Origin of the sequence: uncultured Flavonifractor sp., assembly GCF_944387675.1 — a bacterium.
Taxonomy (GTDB): Bacteria; Bacillota; Clostridia; order Oscillospirales; family Oscillospiraceae; genus Flavonifractor.
In genome coordinates, this window is record NZ_CALXFV010000006.1 from 20,481 (window position 1) to 39,202 (window position 18,722).

The 18,722-nt window shown below is 63.6% G+C and carries 15 protein-coding genes and 2 riboswitches; of the genes, 11 read left to right on the top strand and 4 right to left on the bottom strand.

Translation table 11 applies throughout. The features are described 5' to 3' along the window. Positions 1-50: 50 nt before the first annotated feature. Positions 51-2,369 (bottom strand): polysaccharide pyruvyl transferase family protein, encoded by a 2,319-nt coding sequence (locus Q0J74_RS01305; RefSeq protein ID WP_297209428.1) that lies wholly within the window; start codon positions 2,367-2,369, stop codon positions 51-53. 275 nt (positions 2,370-2,644) lie between these two features. Between Q0J74_RS01305 and Q0J74_RS01310 the strand changes: the two genes are divergently transcribed. From Q0J74_RS01310 to metK, 3 genes are all read left to right on the top strand, one after another. Beyond that, the gene (locus tag Q0J74_RS01310; protein ID WP_297209431.1) at positions 2,645-3,607 is read left to right on the top strand and encodes a radical SAM protein; all 963 of its coding nucleotides are present in this window, start codon (positions 2,645-2,647) and stop codon (positions 3,605-3,607) included. Further along, on the top strand, positions 3,604-4,848 hold the full coding sequence (locus tag Q0J74_RS01315) for an adenosylhomocysteinase (protein WP_297209434.1): 1,245 nt from the start codon (positions 3,604-3,606) through the stop codon (positions 4,846-4,848). Before Q0J74_RS01310 ends, Q0J74_RS01315 begins: the two co-directional genes overlap by 4 nt. 93 nt (positions 4,849-4,941) lie before the next feature. Further along, a riboswitch (SAM riboswitch) is annotated at positions 4,942-5,039 on the top strand. 72 nt (positions 5,040-5,111) lie between these two features. Then, positions 5,112-6,293, top strand: coding sequence for a methionine adenosyltransferase (gene metK / locus Q0J74_RS01320; RefSeq protein ID WP_297209437.1), 1,182 nt, complete (start codon positions 5,112-5,114; stop codon positions 6,291-6,293). Positions 6,294-6,337: 44 nt separating this feature from the next. On the opposite strand, the gene Q0J74_RS01325 is transcribed toward metK, so the two are convergent. Continuing rightward, the gene (locus tag Q0J74_RS01325) at positions 6,338-6,916 is read right to left on the bottom strand and encodes a dipicolinate synthase subunit B (protein ID WP_297209440.1); all 579 of its coding nucleotides are present in this window, start codon (positions 6,914-6,916) and stop codon (positions 6,338-6,340) included. A 3-nt stretch (positions 6,917-6,919) separates the two neighbouring features. Then, positions 6,920-7,786, bottom strand: coding sequence for a dipicolinate synthase subunit DpsA (gene dpsA, locus Q0J74_RS01330; protein ID WP_297209444.1), 867 nt, complete (start codon positions 7,784-7,786; stop codon positions 6,920-6,922). Between the two features lie 139 nt (positions 7,787-7,925). Beyond that, positions 7,926-8,011, top strand: a riboswitch (glycine riboswitch). 118 nt (positions 8,012-8,129) lie between these two features. Here dpsA and gcvT point away from each other — a divergent pair. From gcvT to Q0J74_RS01370, 8 genes are all read left to right on the top strand, one after another. Then, the gene (gcvT, locus tag Q0J74_RS01335) at positions 8,130-9,212 is read left to right on the top strand and encodes a glycine cleavage system aminomethyltransferase GcvT (protein ID WP_363315543.1); all 1,083 of its coding nucleotides are present in this window, start codon (positions 8,130-8,132) and stop codon (positions 9,210-9,212) included. Positions 9,213-9,245: 33 nt separating this feature from the next. Beyond that, positions 9,246-9,623 carry a glycine cleavage system protein GcvH gene (gene gcvH / locus Q0J74_RS01340; RefSeq protein WP_297209450.1) on the top strand — a complete coding sequence of 126 codons (378 nt, stop codon included), beginning with the start codon at positions 9,246-9,248 and terminating at the stop codon, positions 9,621-9,623. A gap of 2 nt (positions 9,624-9,625) precedes the next feature. After that, the gene (gene gcvPA / locus Q0J74_RS01345; RefSeq protein ID WP_297209455.1) at positions 9,626-10,939 is read left to right on the top strand and encodes an aminomethyl-transferring glycine dehydrogenase subunit GcvPA; all 1,314 of its coding nucleotides are present in this window, start codon (positions 9,626-9,628) and stop codon (positions 10,937-10,939) included. After that, the gene (gcvPB, locus tag Q0J74_RS01350) at positions 10,930-12,351 is read left to right on the top strand and encodes an aminomethyl-transferring glycine dehydrogenase subunit GcvPB (protein WP_297209458.1); all 1,422 of its coding nucleotides are present in this window, start codon (positions 10,930-10,932) and stop codon (positions 12,349-12,351) included. The genes gcvPA and gcvPB overlap by 10 nt, the downstream gene beginning before the upstream one ends. A gap of 2 nt (positions 12,352-12,353) precedes the next feature. After that, positions 12,354-13,658, top strand: coding sequence for a dihydrolipoyl dehydrogenase family protein (locus Q0J74_RS01355; RefSeq protein ID WP_297209461.1), 1,305 nt, complete (start codon positions 12,354-12,356; stop codon positions 13,656-13,658). A gap of 125 nt (positions 13,659-13,783) precedes the next feature. Next, on the top strand, positions 13,784-15,928 hold the full coding sequence (locus tag Q0J74_RS01360) for a bifunctional metallophosphatase/5'-nucleotidase (RefSeq protein ID WP_297209465.1): 2,145 nt from the start codon (positions 13,784-13,786) through the stop codon (positions 15,926-15,928). Between the two features lie 147 nt (positions 15,929-16,075). After that, positions 16,076-16,282, top strand: a complete 207-nt coding sequence (locus Q0J74_RS01365) for a helix-turn-helix transcriptional regulator (RefSeq protein ID WP_297209468.1) — start codon at positions 16,076-16,078, stop codon at positions 16,280-16,282. 1 nt (position 16,283) lies between these two features. Then, positions 16,284-17,027 (top strand): DUF3169 family protein, encoded by a 744-nt coding sequence (locus Q0J74_RS01370; protein ID WP_297209470.1) that lies wholly within the window; start codon positions 16,284-16,286, stop codon positions 17,025-17,027. 255 nt (positions 17,028-17,282) lie between these two features. Here Q0J74_RS01370 and Q0J74_RS01375 read toward each other — a convergent pair. Next, positions 17,283-18,722 (bottom strand): [FeFe] hydrogenase, group A (locus tag Q0J74_RS01375; RefSeq protein ID WP_297209473.1); only part of this gene is annotated, 1,440 nt, incomplete at its 5' end.

The window sequence follows — 18,722 nt, forward strand, 5'->3', positions numbered from 1 at the left end:
TGGGTATCATACCAGCTTTCCGGCAAAAATTTCCGAATAAATTGTAAATTTTACTTTAAAAACTTGCGGATTCTGTCCTTCATCTCCGGGGTGAGGACCTTGGCCGCCGCACGGTAGGGCAGGGAGGGCAGGGCCAGGAACCGCTGCTCCACTTGGCGGAAGGGCAGGGCGGTAAAGGCGGCGAAAAACTCGCCCCGGCGGGGGTGGGCCGTCAGAGGACTGCGCAGCCTGGGGTTGCCCTCCACCGCCTCGTCCAGAGGCCGGCTGGTCTGGCCGAATCGGGCGGACAGGGCATCGTAGACTACCTGCCCCCTGGCGCTGTTCACCAGCACCAGGGAGATGCCCTTGTCCCGCTCCACCGGCAGCTCCAGTTTGGGGTCCAGGCCCCAGTAATCCGCCAGGGTGAAGTCGGCGGGCCGGCTGACGGAGGTGTACTTGCACACCGGGCAGGCCGGCCGCAGGAAAAGCTGCATGCCGAAGCCCCGTCCGTAGCCGGTGAGATTAAAGTCCTGGGTATACACGCTTCCGTCTGCAAAGGTGATCGTGAGCCAGGGGTGGGACCAGCCGTGTGACTTGTCTTTGAACCGCACCTCCACGGCTTTGGCGCCCTGCGCGGCCTCCCTGCCCGCCAGCCAGGCCCGGAAAACCGCCGGAGAGGGAACCCCGTGGCACACCAGATCACAGGTGAGCAGGTTGCCATATTCTCTCCCCAAGAACCGCTTCAGCCCATCCACCTGGCAGGGAACGCCGGAGAACAGCACCGGCGTGCCGCCCTCCAGCAGCCGCTTCACCTGCCGGAAGCTGTCTCCCAAATCGCTCTGGACATACTTGGAGCCCCGCATGGGGGCCAGCTCCTCCTCCGTTCGGGCAAAAACGTGGCGGGCGGTCAGGTTTTCGTCCAGCACCGCGCCGCACACCGCCCCGCCCTGGTCCAGCACATACTTGGCCAGCAGGGAGAAGAAACCGCCTGAGGAGCTGTTCACCCGCTCGGTCTCGTCCAGGTTCCACACCGCGTGGGCCTGGGCGGGTGCGGGACCGGGGACGGGCGGGCGCAGCATGGGGCAGGTCTGCTCACACTTATGGCAGAGGATGCAGCTCTCCCCCACCGCCGGACGGAGGAAACCCTCGTGGTCGGGAACCATGGTAATAGCGTTCACCGGACAGACTGCGGCACAGGCGGTACAGCCGGTGCAGTCCTCCGCCGGGCAGAGCACGGGAGCCGCCGGGCGGGCGGGTTCCTCCTCCTGCGCCGGCAGGGCGCCGCCCTCCAGGGCGGCCTTCAGGTAGGCCAGGGAATCCGCTCTGGCCGTCTCCAGGTGCGCATACACCTGGGCGTAGTCCATATGGGCCTCCACCTGGGCGGTGGTGTCCAGGCCGATGATCCGGTCCGCGCAGCCCAGCCGGGAGAGCAGACTGTAGATCCGGGAAAAGGTGGGTTCCCGCCGCTCCTTGGGGGACATGGAGGTAAAAAAGTCCTTTTGGAATTGCAGGGAAAAGGCGGCTCCGTGGAAGGAATTGGTCACCACTGCCGCCGCGTCCCGGAACAGAGCCAGAAACTCCCGGGGACCTGCGTCAAAGACCACCTCCGCCTGAGGGGTGATCTTCTGCCGGACACCCGCCAGCTGCACAATGGGCCACCCCGTCTTTTGGGCCAGAGACAGGGCGTAGGGCGCCGCCTCCCCCGGGTCGGAGACAAAGTAGCACAGCAGGTAAGGTCCTTTCCTGCGTGATGGGGCTGCCAGCGCCCCCCACTCCGCTCCGGTGAGCAGCAGGGTGGGGTCCAGCACCACCCGGGCCTGGCGGCCCGCCGCCTCCTGCAGCAGCACCTGGCCCCGCTTCTCCCGGACCGACAGGGCGGAGTAGGGGGTCAAAAACCGCCGCAGTTCCTCCGCCTTGTCCTCCGGCAGCCGGGGAACCCCCAGACTGGGGGCGTAGGCGATCCGCCGCCCCGCGCCTGGGAAGTCCAGCAGAAAGGCGGGGTCAAACTGCTTGTCCTGGAAAATATAAGGATTCCAAATCTGGTCGCTGCCCGCCACATACACATCGTACGCCGGCGGCTCCCGCCGCAGCTCCTCCACGCTGGTGTACCGCCGCGGGGAGAGATTCATCTCCTCCGCCACAAAGGTCTCAAACCGGTCAAACCGGCGTTTGAAGGCCCCGTAATGGAGGGCGGTATGGGCGTCGGAGGCCATTGCCCGCACCGAGGGACTCCGCTTGAACAGCTGATTGGTGCGGGTGGTGTGGGGCAGGCGGTAGTCAATGATCTGGCAGTCGTGGCCCAGCCCCTGAATGGCACGCATGGTGGCCAGGGCCTGGAGCTGAGCCCCGTAGTGGTGGGCGAAATGGAAGGTGATCAGTCCGGCGCGCATACAATTCACTCCCAGAATGTACAGATGGATTCAAGTTAGTATAGCCCGGCGCAATCTGTCTTGTCAATGGCAGGGAACGGGCGGGAATGCGGTTAGACAGATTTTCCCTTTTGTCGGGAAAACAGACAGCTGCCGGATTTTGTCTATGGCATTGCAGTCCTCCGTCCGATATGATACACTTACTTCATTGGGACCGCTGAAAAAGGCCATGGGTCCTGCTCAGCGGAACGAAGCGGAAACAATCTTATCTCCTTTTGGAAGGAGCGCTGATAACAGTGGGCGTCCCCAGCCATCTGCGTGCCTTTGGCTTGGCCCGGGTCATGGAATATCTGGAGCGGGACCCGGATGCCAATCTGCCCAGAATCATTGATTGGGTGGACAAATACGCGGGGGAACGGCTCTCCCCTCCCTACCAGCAGCTGCTGCACCAGGTGGTCACCGACCCGGAGAACAACTGGCATCAGCTGATAAAGAGCCTGTACACCGACATTGACAGCCGGGTGTTAAAAAAACTTTTTGAAAACTTTATCATCTACGGCGACCTGCTGGACTGGCCCCGCCGGAATCGGGAAAAGCCCTTTGGTCAGGACGGCGCCCCCTGGTCGGTGATTATCGATCCCTCCTTCCCCTGTACCATGGACTGCGCCGGCTGCGGCGCCTCCATCTTCGGGGTGCGCCCCACCATGGAATTTGACAGTCTGGATGAGGAGATTGACTCCCGCAAGGCCCGGGGCTGCCGGCTGTTTATTTTCAGCGGCGGCAATCCCCTGGCCCGGGAGGAGGAGTCCATCGCCCTGTGCAACAAACACACCGACTGCATCTTCGCCGCGTTTACTCCCCCTGCCGCCATTACCGATACCCTCTGCGCCGATCTGCTGCGGGTACGTAACCTGTTTCCCGCCATTCAGCTGGATGTGGACCCCCAGGACGCCGGCCGGGCGGGCGCCATGCTCCGCCAGGCAAAGCTGCCTTTCGGCGTGGCCTGCCGCTGCACTGCGGACAACTGGCAGCTGGTGGCCACCGAGGAGTACTATGACCGGGTCATTGCCGCCGGCGCCAAGTTCTGCTGGTTCTTCACCTGTCCGGCCTACGGCGGCAGTTCGGCGCCCAGCGGACCCCAGCTGCTGAGCATTCACCGCCGGATTCTGGCTTTCCGCAAAACCAAGCCCCTGCTCACTTTGGATTTCTGGGACGGACCCAGTCTTTCTGCGGCCGCTCCCCAAGGAGGAGACGTATGAGTATTGTAAAAGACATGTCCCTGGCCCCCTCCGGCCGCCGGAAAATCGACTGGGTGCGGGATTTCATGCCCGCTCTGGGGGGAATTGAGGCCCGCTTCCAGCAGGAAAAGCCCTTTGCCGGACTGCGGGTGGCGGTGTCCGTCCACCTGGAGGCCAAGACCGCCAATCTGGGCTATGTGCTGGCCAAGGGAGGCGCCCAGGTGCGCCTCACCGGCTCCAACCCCCTGTCCACTCAGGACGACGTGGCCGCCGGCCTGGCCGATCTTGGAGTGGAGACCTTCGGCGTCCACGGGGTCTATGGGGAGGACTATGAGAACCTGCTCATCGAGACTCTGAAATTCAAGCCCCACCTGGTTGTGGACGACGGCGGCGATTTGATCCATCTGCTGGGGGGCAAATGCACGGATCTGGGGGAAGTCCTCATCGGCGGGTGTGAGGAGACCACCACCGGCATTCTGCGGCTGAAGGCCCGGGAGCGGGAGGGCATTCTCCCCTGCGCCATGATGGCGGTAAACGACGCCAAGGCCAAGCACTATTACGACAACAAGTACGGCACCGGCCAGTCCGTGTGGGACGCCATCATGCATACCTCCAACCTGGTGGTGGCGGGCAAGACGGTGGTGGTGGCCGGCTACGGCTGGTGCGGCAAGGGGGTGGCCATGCGGGCCGCCGGACTGGGCGCCAACGTGATTGTCACCGAGGTGGACCCCTTCAAGGCTTTGGACGCCACCATGAACGGCTTCCGGGTGATGCCCATGGACGAGGCGGCCAAATACGGCGATATCTTTGTCACCGTCACCGGCTGCAAGAACGTCATCACCCCCCGGCACTTCGCGGTGATGAAGCACAACGCCATCCTCACCAACGCCGGCCACTTTGACTGCGAGGTGGATGTGAAGAGCCTGGCGGAGATGGCGGTCCGCCGGGAGGTCCGCCGGGAGAATATTGAGGGCTTCACCCTCCCCGACGGGCGGGTGCTCAACGTCATCGGCGAGGGCCGGCTGGTAAACCTGGCCGCTGGCAACGGCCACCCGGCGGAGATCATGGACATGTCCTTCTCCGTCCAGGCCCTGGCTCTGGAGTGGCTGGTAAAGCACCAGGACAGCCTGGAGAAGAAGCTCTATCAGGTCCCCGTGGAGATTGACGACGAGATTGGCCGGGTGAAGCTGGCGGCCATGGGCCTGTCCATCGACAAGCTGACCCCGGAGCAGGTGGAGTATCTCAACGGCTGGAAGGCCTGACAGGCTGTCTGCGGAAGCACTATACAATTTCGTCTATTTGTCTATTGAAAAAGTGGGAAAAACCTGATAGCATAGCCACAGTCAATTGAATATGCCTTATCGAGAGCGGTGGAGGGAACGGCCCGATGAAACCCGGCAACCTGCAAATGCTGCAAGGTGCCAAATCCGGCGAGGTAATCGAAAGATGAGGATGGATGAGCTTTGCGCGCTCCGCCCTCCGGCGGAGCGCGTTTTTGCTCCAGCTTAGAAAGGAAGGTACAACTATGGCACACCGTCTGTTCACCTCGGAGTCCGTCACCGAGGGCCACCCCGACAAAGTATGCGACCAGATCTCCGACGCTGTCCTGGATGACATTCTGGCCGCCGACCCTACGGCCCATGTGGCCTGTGAGACCTTCACCACCACCGGCGTGGTGACGGTAATGGGTGAAATCACCACCAAGCACTATACCGATATCCCCGCCATCGTCCGCCGCACGGTGCAGCGCATCGGCTACACCGACCCCGCCTACGGCTTTGACTACCGCTCCTGCGCGGTGCTGACCGCCATTGACGAGCAATCCCCCGACATCGCCATGGGCGTCAACCAGTCCTATGAGCTCCAGGAGGGCGGCACCGACGAAGCCGACCGCATCGGCGCCGGCGACCAGGGCATGATGTTCGGCTACGCCTGCGACGAGACCGACGTGCTCATGCCCGCCCCCATCGATCTGGCGCACAAGCTTTCCCGGCAGCTGGCCGACGTGCGCCGTGCCGGCAAACTGAAGTGGCTCCGCCCCGACGGCAAGAGCCAGGTCACCGTGGAGTATGACGACGACGGCAAAGTGCTCTCCTGCCCCGCCATCGTGGTGTCCACCCAGCACGACCCGGACATCGCCCTGAAGGATCTGCGGGAGGCCGTGGTGGAGGAGATCATCAAGCCCATCATCCCCGAGCAGTACATCACCAGGGATACCAAGTTCTACGTCAACCCCACCGGCCGCTTCGTGGTGGGCGGCCCCGTGGGCGACACCGGCCTCACCGGCCGCAAGATCATCGTGGACACCTACGGCGGCTCCGCCGCTCACGGCGGCGGCTGCTTCTCCGGCAAGGACCCCACCAAGGTGGACCGCTCCGCCGCCTACATGGCCCGGTACATCGCCAAGAACCTGGTGGCCGCCGGCCTGTGCCGCAAGTGCCAGATCGAGCTGGCCTACGCCATCGGCGTGGCCCACCCGGTCTCCGTGCTGGTGGATACCTACGGCACCGGCGTACTCAGCGAGGAAAAGCTGTCCGAGATCGTCAACCGCCACTTCGACATGCGCCCGGCCAAGATCATTGAGAAGCTGGACCTGCGCCGCCCCATCTACGAGCAGACCGCCGCTTACGGCCACTTTGGCCGCACCGACATCGACCTGCCCTGGGAGCACACCGACCTGGTGGACACCCTCAAGAGCTATCTGTAACAGGCAAAGACAGCCGCAGGATTTCCTGCGGCTGTCAGTCTTTTTTATCTCCGCAGCAGCAGAGGTTGAAGCTGCTCTCCCTGGAGGGCGGCGTCAACAGTGTCGCACACCTGGGTGAAATCAGCCACCAGGGAGGTGGGTTTCTCCGCCGGGTCGTCCTGGCCGAAGGGAACAAAGTAGACGTTTTTCTTGTCCAGCAGAGCGCCGATGTTTTTGGCCGAGGCGGCCAGGCCGTCATTGGTGGCCAGGCAGAGCACCACCGGAGCGCCATTGCGCAGGTGGGCCTTGGCCGCCATGGTCACGGTGGTGTCGGTAATGCCGTTTGCCAGCTTGGCCAGGGTATTGCCGGTGCAGGGACAGATCACCAGCACATCCAGCAGGTGCTTGGGGCCGATAGGCTCGGCCTTTGGAATGGAATCAATGACCCGTTTGCCGCAGATGCGCTCCATCTCCCGCATATATTCGTGGGCGGGTCCGAAGCGGCTGTCGGTGGCGGCGCTGGCCTCGGAGACAATGGGGGTTACGTCGCCGTATCTGGCCCGCACCCGCTCCAGGGCCGTCATGGCCTGATGATAGGTACAAAAGGACCCGCAGAAGGCGAATCCAACCCGGATGGATTCCATGGGCTACACTCCTAACTCATTTAATATGTGGCAGATGGTACTGCGCAGGTAGGCCGCCGCTGTGGCGGGCGCCACCCGTCCCGGCAGGGACAGGGCCTGCACCGCCCTCACTCCCAGGGTCTGGGCCGCCTTCAGGTCCACGCCCCCGGGGAGGGAGGCCAGGTCGATAACCACGCACTCCGGCTTTAATTCGCCCAGTTCTTCCGCACCCAGTACCGGAACCGGCACGGTGTTGACAATCAGATCATAGCCGCACAGCCAGCCCCGCAGCTCCCCGGTGTGCTCTGTGGCAAACCCGAAGCCTTCCGCCCAGGCCAAATCGGCGTATTTTCGGGCGGCCACGCTGACCTTGGCACCCAGTCCCGCCAGCCGGGGGGCCAGCGCCCGGCCCAGCCGGCCGTAGCCGATCACCAGCGCCCGGCTGCCGTGGAGGGTAACGGGCATCTCCTCCAGGGCGATCTGGATAGCCCCCTCGGCGGTGGGTACCGCATTGGCCACCGCCAGCTCCTCCCGGGCAAAGTAATCGTGGAGCGCCAGTCCCCGGTCCCGGGCCAGGGCCGCGGCGGCGGCATCCACCCGGCCGGCGCAGATCACCTGGCCCGGCCGCAAGACGGCAAGGACCTTTTCCAGGGACAGGGCTTCCTCCGCCAGGGGGGCGTTGAGCAGCCCGTCCGCCGCTGTCACCGGCAGCGGCAGCACCACGCAGTCGGCCAGCGCCGCGCCCGCCAGCGTCTGTTCCGCCCTCACTCCGCCCCCCGCCTCGCCCAGGCCCAGGGTATGTACCGTATGTCCGTCCTCCGCCAGCAGCCCCGCCAGCCGCACCTGCCGCTGGTCTCCGCCGATGATCCAGATATCCAATTCATGCCGCACGGTATCCGCCTCCTTTTCCGCCGCACCTCATCCTATGCCCGCGGAGAAAAAGGGTGCGCCGGCGAAACCCGCGGTTGACTTTTCCCGGAACCTCCCATATACTGAGGATGGAAGGAAACTTACAAGTTCATATGGTCGAATGACAGGGCCGGGAGAGCGCGGCACAGGCCGCCGCCGAAGGGGCAGCGCAGTGATCTCTCAGGCAAAGTGGACCGGTCCTTGACGAAACTCTGGAAAGCGGAGCACGCTCCGCGCCGACGGGGGAAACACTCTCAGGTACCAGGACAGAGGCGCATGGCGTGTTTGCCATGCGCTTTTTTGCCGTTTTAACGGAAGGAGGAAGATCAATATGGAACGGAAAACACCCCTGTACGACCGCCATGTAGCGGCGGGCGGCAAAATGGTCCCCTTCGCCGGGTGGCTGCTGCCAGTGCAGTACTCCGGCGTCATCGCCGAGCACAAGGCGGTGCGCGCGGCCTGCGGCCTGTTCGACGTGTCTCACATGGGGGAGCTGGTGCTCCGGGGGGCGGACGCCTTGGCCAACGTCAACCATCTGATGACCAACGACTTCTCCGGTATGTATCCCGGGCAGGCCCGGTACTCCCCCATGTGCTATGAGGACGGGGGCGTGGTGGACGACCTGATCGTGTACAAGGTGAGCGATACGGTGTATTTCATCGTGGTCAACGCCGCCAACAAGGACAAGGACGCCGCCTGGATTTCCGGACACCTGATCGGGGCGTGCGTGATGGAGGACTGGTCGGACCGGGTGGCCCAGCTGGCCCTTCAGGGGCCGAAAGCGGAGGAGATTCTCCGCACTCTCACTGGCCATATTCCGGAAAAGAACTACAGCGCTGTGCTCCAAGGGACGGTCAAGGGCTTTCCCTGTATGGTGTCCCGGACAGGTTACACAGGGGAGGACGGCTTTGAGCTGTACTGCGCCCCGGCGGACGCCCCCGCCCTGTGGGACGCCCTGCTGGAGGCAGGCGCCCCCTTCGGCCTCATCCCCTGCGGCCTGGGCGCCCGGGATACCCTGCGGCTGGAGGCCGCCATGCCTCTCTACGGCCACGAGCTCTCCCCCACCATCAACCCCTACGAGGCGGTGCTGGGCATCTTTGTCAAGCTGGACAAGCCGGAGTTTATCGGCAAGTCCGCTCTGGAACAGGCCCGCCCCGTCTCCCGCCGCCGGGTGGGGCTGAAGATCACCGGCCGCGGCATTGCCCGGGAAGAGTGTCCGGTGTGCGATGGAGACAGGCAGATCGGGGTGGTCACCTCCGGCACCCACTGCCCCTGGCTGGGCCAGGCGGTGGCCATGGCCCTGGTGGAGGCACCCTACAAAGAACCCGGCACCGTAGTGCAGGTAGATGTGCGGGGCAGGCGGATTGAGACGGAGGTCGTCAAAACGCCGTTTTATAAAAGAGGGTAATTTTTCGAATAAATTATACAGGAGGTAATTGATATGAACATTCCCAATGAGCTTCAGTATACCAAATCCCACGAGTGGCTGCTGGTGGCGGATGGGGTGGCCACCGTTGGCCTCACCGATTTTGCCCAGGACGCCCTGGGAGACATTGTGTTTGTCAACCTGCCCCAGCCGGGGGATGAGGTGTCTGCCGGAGAGGCGCTGGGGGATGTGGAGTCGGTCAAGGCGGTATCCGACGTGATCTCCCCGGTGTCCGGCGTGGTGCTGGAGGTCAATGAGGAGCTGCTGGACAACCCCGCCCTAGTGAATGAAGACCCCTATGGGGCGTGGCTGGTAAGGGTGGAGCAGCTCACCGGCGAGGAGGAGCTGCTGGACGCCGCCGCCTATGAGGCACACTGCGCCGAGGAGGGCTGATCATGGGAGGATACCTGCCCGCCGCCCCGGAGGAACGGGCGCGGCAGTATGAGGCTCTGGGGCTGAGCGGCCCCAGGGCGCTGTACCGGGATGTGCCGGACCAGGTGTATCTGGACGCTCCTCTGGACCTGCCTGCCCCCAAAAGCGAGCTGGAGGCCCGTCAGTCTCTGGAGCATCTGGCCGCCCAAAATGTCCGTTTCCCCACCATTCTTCGGGGAGCCGGAGCTTACGACCACTACATTCCCGCCGCAGTGAGTGCCATCGCCGCCAAGGAGGAATTTGTCACCGCCTACACCCCCTATCAGGCGGAGATCAGCCAGGGGGTGCTCCAGTCCATCTTTGAATTCCAGACCATGATCTGCGAATTGACGGGCATGGATGCAGCCAACGCCTCGGTGTATGACGGGGCCTCCGCCGCGGCGGAGGGGGTGGCCATGTGCCGGGACCGGAAGCGGACCAAAGCCATCGTGTCCGGCGCCGTCCACCCCGACGTGATCGCCACCATCCGGACCTACTGCTTCGGGGCGGACACGGAGGTGGTGGTGACCACGGTAAAGGAGGGACGCACCGACCTCACCGGTCTGGTGGACGACCAGACCGCCTGCGTCTACATCCAGCAGCCCAACTTCTACGGTCTGCTGGAGGACGGCGCCGCCCTGGCCGCCGCCGCCCACGCCGGCGGCGCCAAGCTCATCGCCGGGGTCAATCCCATCACTCTGGGGGTGCTGGAATCCCCCGCCGCCTGGGGGGCGGATATCGCTGTGGGAGAGGGGCAGCCTCTGGGCCTGCCTCTGTCCTGGGGCGGCCCCTACCTGGGATTCATGGCCACCACTCAGGCTATGATGCGCAAGCTGCCCGGCCGGATCGTGGGCCAGACCGCCGATGCTCAGGGACGGCGGGCCTTTGTGCTCACCATGCAGGCCAGAGAGCAGCACATCCGTCGGGAGAAGGCCTCCTCCAATGTGTGCTCCAATGAGGCCCTGTGCGCCCTTACCGCCTCGGTGTACCTATCCATGATGGGGCCGGGCGGCCTGAGGCAGGTGGGAGAGCAGTGCTTTGCCAAGGCCCACTATCTGGCCGACGCTCTGTGCGCACTGCCCGGGGTACGCCTGCGCCACCCAGGCCCCTTCTTCCATGAGTTCGTCACCGACCTGCCCGCCTCCGCCGACGTGCTGGCGGGATTGGAGGCCAGGGGAATTTTGGGCGGCCTGCCCCTGGAGGGCGGGCTTTTGTGGTGCGTCACCGAAAAGCAGACCCGTGAGGAGCTGGACAAAGCCGTGTCCATCGTGAAGGAGGTGCTGGGCATATGGAACTGATTTTTGAGCGCAGCCGCCCCGGCCGGGGGAGCGACCTGCTGCCCCCTCTGGATGTGCCGGAGTGTCCGGTACCGGCGCAGTTTGCCCGCAAGCAGGCCCCCCGCCTGCCGGAGATTGGGGAGAGCGATCTGTCCCGCCACTATCAGGCCCTGGCCCGGCGGGCCTTCGGGGTGTGTGACGGCTTCTATCCCCTGGGCTCCTGCACCATGAAGTACAACCCCAAGCTGGGGGAGGCCGCCGCCGCCCTGCCCGGATTTACCGGCATCCACCCCCTCCAGCCCGCCCACACCGTCAAGGGCTGCCAGTTGGTCATGGCCCAGGCGGAGTATGCCCTGTGCCGCATTACCGGCATGGACCGGATGACCCTCCAGCCCGCCGCCGGCGCCCACGGGGAGTTTGCCGGACTGCTGCTCATCAAGGCTTATCACCGCCACCGGGGGGACAAAGCCCGCACCGTGATTCTGGTTCCCGACTCCGCCCACGGCACCAACCCGGCCTCGGCGGCCATGGCGGGCTTTACCGTGCGCAACCTTCCCTCCACCGCGGAGGGGCTGGTGGATCTGGAGGCCCTGAAGGCGGCCTGCGGGCCGGATACGGCGGGGCTGATGCTCACCAACCCCAACACTGTGGGGCTGTTTGAGCGGGATATCCTGGAGATTACCAAAATCGTCCACGGGGCTGGGGGCCTGGTGTATTACGACGGGGCCAACCTCAACGCCGTCATGGGAGTGGCCAGACCGGGAGACATGGGCTTTGACGTGTGCCACCTGAACCTGCACAAAACCTTTGCCACCCCCCACGGGGGCGGCGGACCCGGCAGCGGTCCGGTGGGCTGCAAGGAATTTTTGGCTCCCTTCCTCCCCGGCTCCGCCCTGTGCGGCAACGGCGGGGATCATTCCATCGGTCAGGTCCGGGCCTTCCACGCCAACTTCCTGGTGGTGGTGAAGGCACTGGCCTATCTGATGCGTCTGGGCAGCACCGGTCCGGCGGAGGCCGCCCGGGGGGCGGTGCTCAACGCCAACTACCTCAAGCACAAGCTGGAGGAGGCGGGCTACGCCTCTGCCTTCCCCGGACTTTGCATGCATGAGTTCGTGCTCACTTTGGAGGCCCTGAAGAAGGAGACCGGGGTATCCGCCCTGGACGTAGCCAAGGCCATGCTGGACGACGGCATCCATCCGCCCACCATGTACTTCCCCCTCATCGTTCATGAGGCCCTGATGTTTGAACCCACCGAGACCGAGACCCCTGAGACCCTGGACCAGGCTGCTCAGGTGATGGCGGATATCCTCCGGCGGGCCAAGGAGGACCCGGAATCTCTCCACGCCGCTCCCCACACCACCGTGGTGGGCCGCCCGGACGAAACCGCCGCCGCCCGTCATCCGGTGGTGCGGTACGTCTTCCCGGAGGAATGAACATGCGCGATTTACTGATTGTCGGCGGAGGTCCCGGCGGCTGCGCCGCAGCCCTCCGGGCCGCCAAAGGCGGCCTGTCGGTGGCCCTGTTTGAGCCCTGCCAGGTGGGGGGTACCTGCCTGAATCGGGGGTGCATCCCCACCAAGGCTCTGCTCCACGGAGCCAAGCCGGGGTGCGACTGGGCCGCCTTGGCCGCGGAAAAGGAAACCGTGGTCTCCACCCTCCGCGCCGGTATGGAAAAGCAGCTGAAGGCCGCCAAGGTGGAGCTTGTCCCCGCCGGGGCTGTGGTCACCGGTCCCCATACCGTCGCGGCCTCCGACGGAACCGTGTGGGAGGGCCGGTCCATACTTCTGGCGGTGGGCTCCGTCCCGGCCGTCCTTCCTATCCCGGGACTGGACCTGCCCGGAGTAGTAAACAGCGACGGCCTGCTGGAGGATATCCGGCCCCGGGATCACCTGCTCATCATCGGCGGAGGCGTCATCGGGGTGGAGCTGGCCTGGGTATGGGCCGGCGCCGGCTGTCGGGTCACCCTTGTGGAGGCCCTGGACCGGCTCATCGCCAACCTGGACCGGGAGCTGTCCCAGAGCCTGACCATGGAGCTGAAAAAGGCGGGCGTGGCGGTGTACACCGGCGCTTCGGTGGCGGAGATCACCCCCGGCCCTGCCGTCCGCTTGATCCACAAGGGGGCGGAGCAGGTGCTGGCGGCGGACACGGTGCTGGTGGCCGCCGGGCGGCGCCCCGCCACCGCCGGTCTGTTTGAGGGGCTTTCTCCCGCCATGGAGCGGGGCTTCCTCGCGGTGGACCCATCCTTCCGCACCTCCATCCCCTCCATCTACGCCATCGGGGACGCCATCGGCGGGGCCATGCTGGCCCACAAGGCGGAGGCGGAGGGAAACGCGGTGGCCGGCCTGCTGCTGGGCCGCCCCACCCGTCACGGTGTCTCCCCCATCCCGTCCTGTGTGTACACCGACCCGGAGCTGGCCCAGGTGGGCCTCACGCTGGAGGAGGCCAAGGCCCGGGGCATTCCGGCGGTAACCGGCAAGTGCGTCATGGGGGGCAACGGACGTACCCTCATCGAGGGGGGTAAGCGAGGCTTTGTGAAGCTGGTCTTTCACCGGGAGTCCCACGCCCTGCTGGGCGCCCAGCTGTGCTGCTGCCGGGCCTCCGACCTGATTTCAGAACTCACCCTGGCTGTCACCCTGAGTCTGACGGCGGAGCAGCTTCTCCAGCCGGTGCGCCCTCACCCCACCTTTGCCGAGGCCATCAGCCAGGCGGTGGAAGCCGGTCTGGACGCCCTGGAGAAATAAGTATAATTTATAATTATCTGACAGAAAATTCTTTTGTTTTTATTAATTATGTATAAAAATGTCGACAGAAATCCTTTCGTGTGGTATGATTACGATACCCGAAATAATAGAAAGGAGCTGTCCATATGGGTAAGCAGAAGCTGCGCAACATTCTGTCCGTGATGCTGAGCCTTGCCCTGGTGTTCTCCCTGTCCATTCCGGCGCTGGCTGCGGAGGGTGAGACGCATCTGACCATCATCGGCACCTCGGACACCCACGGCAACATTTGGGGCTATTCCTATGAGGACATGAAGGAGAGCAGCGGAGACGGCCTGGCCCGGATCTCCACCTATGTCAGCCAGGTGCGTGCGGAGAACCCCAACACCATCCTGGTGGACGCGGGAGACACCATCCAGGGAACCATCATGACCGACGACCTCTACTCCAAGGACACGGAAAACCATCCGGTACCCGCCGCGCTGAACTACATGGGCTACGACGCTTGGACCCTGGGCAACCATGAGTTCAACTTCGGGGTGGACACCCTGAAGGCCATCCTGGCCCAGGCCGATATGCCGGTGCTGGCCGCCAACATCAAGAATACCGATGGCAGCTACCTCACCGGCGCAGGCTACACCATTGTGGAAAAGGGCGGCGTCAAGGTAGCCATTATCGGTGTGGACACCCCCAATATCCCCCGGTGGGACGGCACCAAGCAGGGGGTGGCGGAGCTGACCTTTGAACCTATGGCCGACGCGGTGGCGGAGTGTATCCAGGCCATCGGCGACAGTGCTGACGTGATTATGGTGTGCGCCCATGCCGGTCTGGCGGCGGAGTACTCCACCGACGGCTCCGACGCCGCCCAAACCATCCTGGACAAGTGTCCCGAGGTAGATGTACTCCAGCTGGGCCACACCCACACCACCTATGTGAGCAACGACGGCCCCATCCCTGTGGGTGAGACCAACAACAACGCCGCTGTGGTTCTCCGGTACGACCTGACCCTCAATGCCGATAAGGAGATCACCTCCGCCGCGGTGCAGCTGATCCCCATGACCGGCATTGAACCTGACCAGGGTCTGCGGGAGGTCCCCGCCATCCAGACCGCCCAGGAGAAGACGGTGTCCTTCATCCAGGACAATGTGCTGGGCCACGCCGCCGCCGACTTCCAGCCTGCCAACGAGATTTCCGGCATCCCTGCCGGGCGGATTATGGATACCGCCGTCATCGACCTCATCGGTACCGTACAGCTGGAGAATTCCGGCGCCGATGTCACCGCCGTGGCCCTCTTCAAGGACACCAGCGATTTGAAGCAGGGCGATTTGAACTACGGCAACATGTTCGACATCTACAAGTATCCCAATGTGCTCTATACCGTAAAGGTGACCGGCGCGGAGATGAAGGCCTACATGGAGTGGGCAGCCGAGTGCTGGAACCAGTGGCAGCCGGGAGATATCAACATCTCCTTCAACCCGGACAAGGCGGGCTACCTCCATGACCACTTCTGCGGCCTGAATTACGAGGTGAACCTGTCCAAGCCTGCCGGTGAGCGGATCGAGAACGTGACTTTCCAGGGTCAGCCCCTTAGCGACGAGATGACCCTCACCCTCTGCGTCAACGACTACCGCTATACCGGCCTGAAGAACGAGGGCATTATCTCCGGGGAGAAAGAGTGGGAGTCCTCTGCCTCCGTCCGGGACATGCTGGTGGCTTATTTGGCTGAGCATGACCCTCTGGAACCCAAGGTGGACAACAACTGGAAGATCACCGGTGTGGACCTGCAAACAGACAGCCCGGAGCGGGCCGCCTATATTGAAAAGGTCAACTCCGGCGCCCTGGCCACCCCCTACAACAAGAGCATCAATCTCAACCAGCCCAATAATGTCATCGTCAATGGGGTGCTCTACTCCGCCGCCACCGCCGTGGACGCCGCCGGCAATACCTATTACCGTCTGCGGGATTTGGCCACCGCCTTCAACGGTACCACGGCCCAGTTCAATCCCTACTGGCTCAAGTCCGCCTATATTGCCCTGAACACCCCGTATACCGAGCGAGCCCTGGAAATGCCGGAGCAGATGCCGGTTCAGGGTACGCCTTTCTCCCTGGCCATCAGCGCCGACGGCAATTCCCACCTGATCGACGCTATCCTGGTGCAGAATGTGCTGGGCGGCAACTATTATGTCACCGTGGAGGGCATCAATACCCTGCTGGGCATCAACGCTGTTGAGACTGACGGCGTGCTCACCCTTACCGCCGACTCCGCCGGCCCCGGCTCGGGCAACGCCGGCTGAGGCAAGCCTACAAGCAAGGACCAGCTCCTTTCGGAGCTGGTCCTTTTTCTATTTCCTCTTGACAAGTTTCCTTGTCAATGTTATGCTATGTCTGACAAGAAAACTTGTCATTATGACAGGAAAAATTGTCAAACTGGAGGCGATACCATGCCACTTTATAATCGGCTGAAGGAGCACCGGGCCCGGCTGGGGGTCAACCAGCAGGAGCTGGGCCGTCTGGCGGGGGTGTCTCGGCAGACCATCAGCCAAATTGAGCGGGGGGATTACTCCCCCTCCGTCACTCTGGCCCTGAAGCTGGCCAGGCTGTGCGGCGTCACTGTGGAGGATATTTTCAGCTATGAGGAGGAGAGTTGAGATGAAGGATCAGGTTGCGCGGGAAAACCGGAAGGCGCTGCCCAAGTTTTTTGGCACAGTGCTGCTCTTCGCCCTGTTGGGGGGCGTGGGCGGCTTTCTGGTAAGCATCGCCGGCTTCTCCGGCCTGGCCGGTCGGGCGGCGGAGGGCCTGGTGGAGCTGCTGGGGACGGTGGTACCCTGGGGCATTCCGGTGAGCTCGACGGTGCTGCTGGGCATCGGTCTGGGGCTGTACTGCTCCGCCAAGGGCCGGTACGGCCGGTGGGACGGTGAGGATGAGGATACGGCGGAGGGCATCGAGGTCACCCTCAGCTATGCGCTTCTCCTTACCGCCCTGGCCACCGTGGTAGACTTTTTCTTCCTGTCGGCGGTCTTTCTCTGCGACGTCCCTCTGGTGACCACCATCTTCTTCCTGGTCTCCATCGTCCTGGTCATCCTGCTCCAGCAGAAGGCCATTGACCTGTCCCGGCGGATGAACCCGGAGAAGCAGGGCAGCGTATACGACGTCAAATTCCAGAAAAAGTGGATGGACAGCTGCGATGAGGCAGAGAAGGCCCAGATGGGTCAGGCGGCCTACCAGGCCTTCCGGGTGGCCACCGGCACCTGTCTGGCGCTGTGGGTTGTACTCACAGTGCTGAATTTCTCCTTTGACATCGGTCTGCTCCCCGTCCTGATGGTGCTAATCATTTACGGGGCGCTCCAGGTCACCTACTGCCTGACCTGCATTCGGCTCAGCCGCTCCAAATAAAAGAAGAGACTGTCGAAAAAGGCACATGTGCCTTTTTCGACAAGAGGCTGCATGACGGATGGGGCTCGATTTCTTGCGAAAAAGTCACCCCATCCGTCATGAGAAGTGTCATTTCCGAGGCACATGTCCCCGGAAATGACGGATTTTGATTTTATTCCGTCGCCTGCGGGCGACGGAACTCTGCGAGGCTTCCTCTGAGGAAGGTTTTTCGACAGACTGAAGTCCGGTCCCTCTGGGACCGGACTTCTTGCTGCGTTACAGGCGGTAGCGCTTCTGCTTGATATAGTTGCAGTGGAGCAGCTCGTGGGCCTTGTGGCCGCCGGGCTCGCCCAGATAGGAATGGTACACCGTCTGGACCACCGGATTTTTGTGGCTGCGGCGGTACTCCATATTCTCGTCCTGCTGATACAGGGCGGCGGCCCGAAGGGCCTTGATATCGGTAAAGTTGCGCACATCGGCGTGCTGGATGGGCTGGCCGCCGCCGTTGATGCACCCGCCGGGGCAGGCCATGAACTCCACAAAGTCATATTGCAGGGAGCCGTCCCGAATGCCGTCCAGCACCAGCTTCACGTTGTGCAGACCGGAGGCCACGCACACCCGCACCGTGCGGCCGGGCAGCTCATAGCTGGCCTCCTTGACCCCCTCCATACCCCGGACCTCGCGATACTCCATGGGGGCCACCTCGCCGTCGGTGAGTTCCTCCACCACGGTGCGCAGGGCAGCTTCCATCACACCGCCGGAGGCGCCGAAGATGGTGGACGCGCCGGTGGAAATACCCAGCATCTCGTCAAATTCTCCCTCAGGCAGATGGTCGAAGAGCATACCCGCCTGGGTAATCATCCGGCCCAGCTCCCGGGTGGTGAGGGACACGTCCACCGGCAGGCAGCCGTTGGGCAGCCGCTGTTCCTCCCGGCGGACCTCATACTTCTTGGCGGTACAGGGCATGATGGACACCACGAAGATGTCGTCCGGGTCGATGTCCGCCATCTCGGCGTAGTAGGTCTTCACCAGGGAGCCGAACATCTGCTGGGGAGACTTGCAGGTGGATACATTGGCCATCATTTCCGGGGCGTGCTGCTCCATATACCGAATCCAGCCGGGAGAGCAGGAGGTGATGAGGGGCAGCTTGCCGCCGTTGCGCAGCCGGTGGAGGAACTCGGTTCCCTCCTCCATGATGGTGAAGTCGGCGGCGGTGTCCACATCAAATACCTTGTCAAAGCCCAGCCGGCGCAGGGCGGTGATCATCTTGCCCTCCACGTTGGTACCGATGGGCATACCGAAGCATTCGCCCAGGGTCACCCGGACGGAGGGAGCGGGACCCACCACCACGTGCTTTTTGGGGTCGTTGAGGGCAGCAAGCACCTTGCCGGTGTCGTCCTTCTCGCTGAGGGCGCCGGTGGGGCAGGCCACGATGCACTGGCCGCAGGAGACGCAGTCCACCTCGTTCAAATCCCGGTCAAAGGCGCAGCCGATGTGGGTGGAGAAGCCCCGGTCGTTGGGACCGATGACGCCCACCTCCTGAGTGGCACGGCACACGGCGGTACACCGGCGGCAGAGGACGCACTTGGAGTTGTCCCGCACCAGGTGGGGGGCGGAGTCCTCAATCTGGGGGAACATGTTGTCGCTGGCGTAACGTACCGCGTCAATGCCCAGATCGGCGGCCAGCTGCAGCAGCTCACAGTGGCTGCTCCGGGA

Bases quoted from the DNA above. Each gene is read 5' to 3' on its own strand.
- Q0J74_RS01305 (WP_297209428.1), bottom strand. From the start codon at position 2,369: ATGCGCGCCGGACTGATCACCTTCCATTTCGCCCACCACTACGGGGCT.
- Q0J74_RS01315 (WP_297209434.1), top strand. From the start codon at position 3,604: ATGAGTATTGTAAAAGACATGTCCCTGGCCCCCTCCGGCCGCCGGAAA.
- metK (WP_297209437.1), top strand. From the start codon at position 5,112: ATGGCACACCGTCTGTTCACCTCGGAGTCCGTCACCGAGGGCCACCCC.
- Q0J74_RS01325 (WP_297209440.1), bottom strand. From the start codon at position 6,916: ATGGAATCCATCCGGGTTGGATTCGCCTTCTGCGGGTCCTTTTGTACC.
- gcvH (WP_297209450.1), top strand. From the start codon at position 9,246: ATGAACATTCCCAATGAGCTTCAGTATACCAAATCCCACGAGTGGCTG.
- gcvPA (WP_297209455.1), top strand. From the start codon at position 9,626: ATGGGAGGATACCTGCCCGCCGCCCCGGAGGAACGGGCGCGGCAGTAT.
- gcvPB (WP_297209458.1), top strand. From the start codon at position 10,930: ATGGAACTGATTTTTGAGCGCAGCCGCCCCGGCCGGGGGAGCGACCTG.
- Q0J74_RS01355 (WP_297209461.1), top strand. From the start codon at position 12,354: ATGCGCGATTTACTGATTGTCGGCGGAGGTCCCGGCGGCTGCGCCGCA.
- Q0J74_RS01360 (WP_297209465.1), top strand. From the start codon at position 13,784: ATGGGTAAGCAGAAGCTGCGCAACATTCTGTCCGTGATGCTGAGCCTT.
- Q0J74_RS01365 (WP_297209468.1), top strand. From the start codon at position 16,076: ATGCCACTTTATAATCGGCTGAAGGAGCACCGGGCCCGGCTGGGGGTC.
- Q0J74_RS01370 (WP_297209470.1), top strand. From the start codon at position 16,284: ATGAAGGATCAGGTTGCGCGGGAAAACCGGAAGGCGCTGCCCAAGTTT.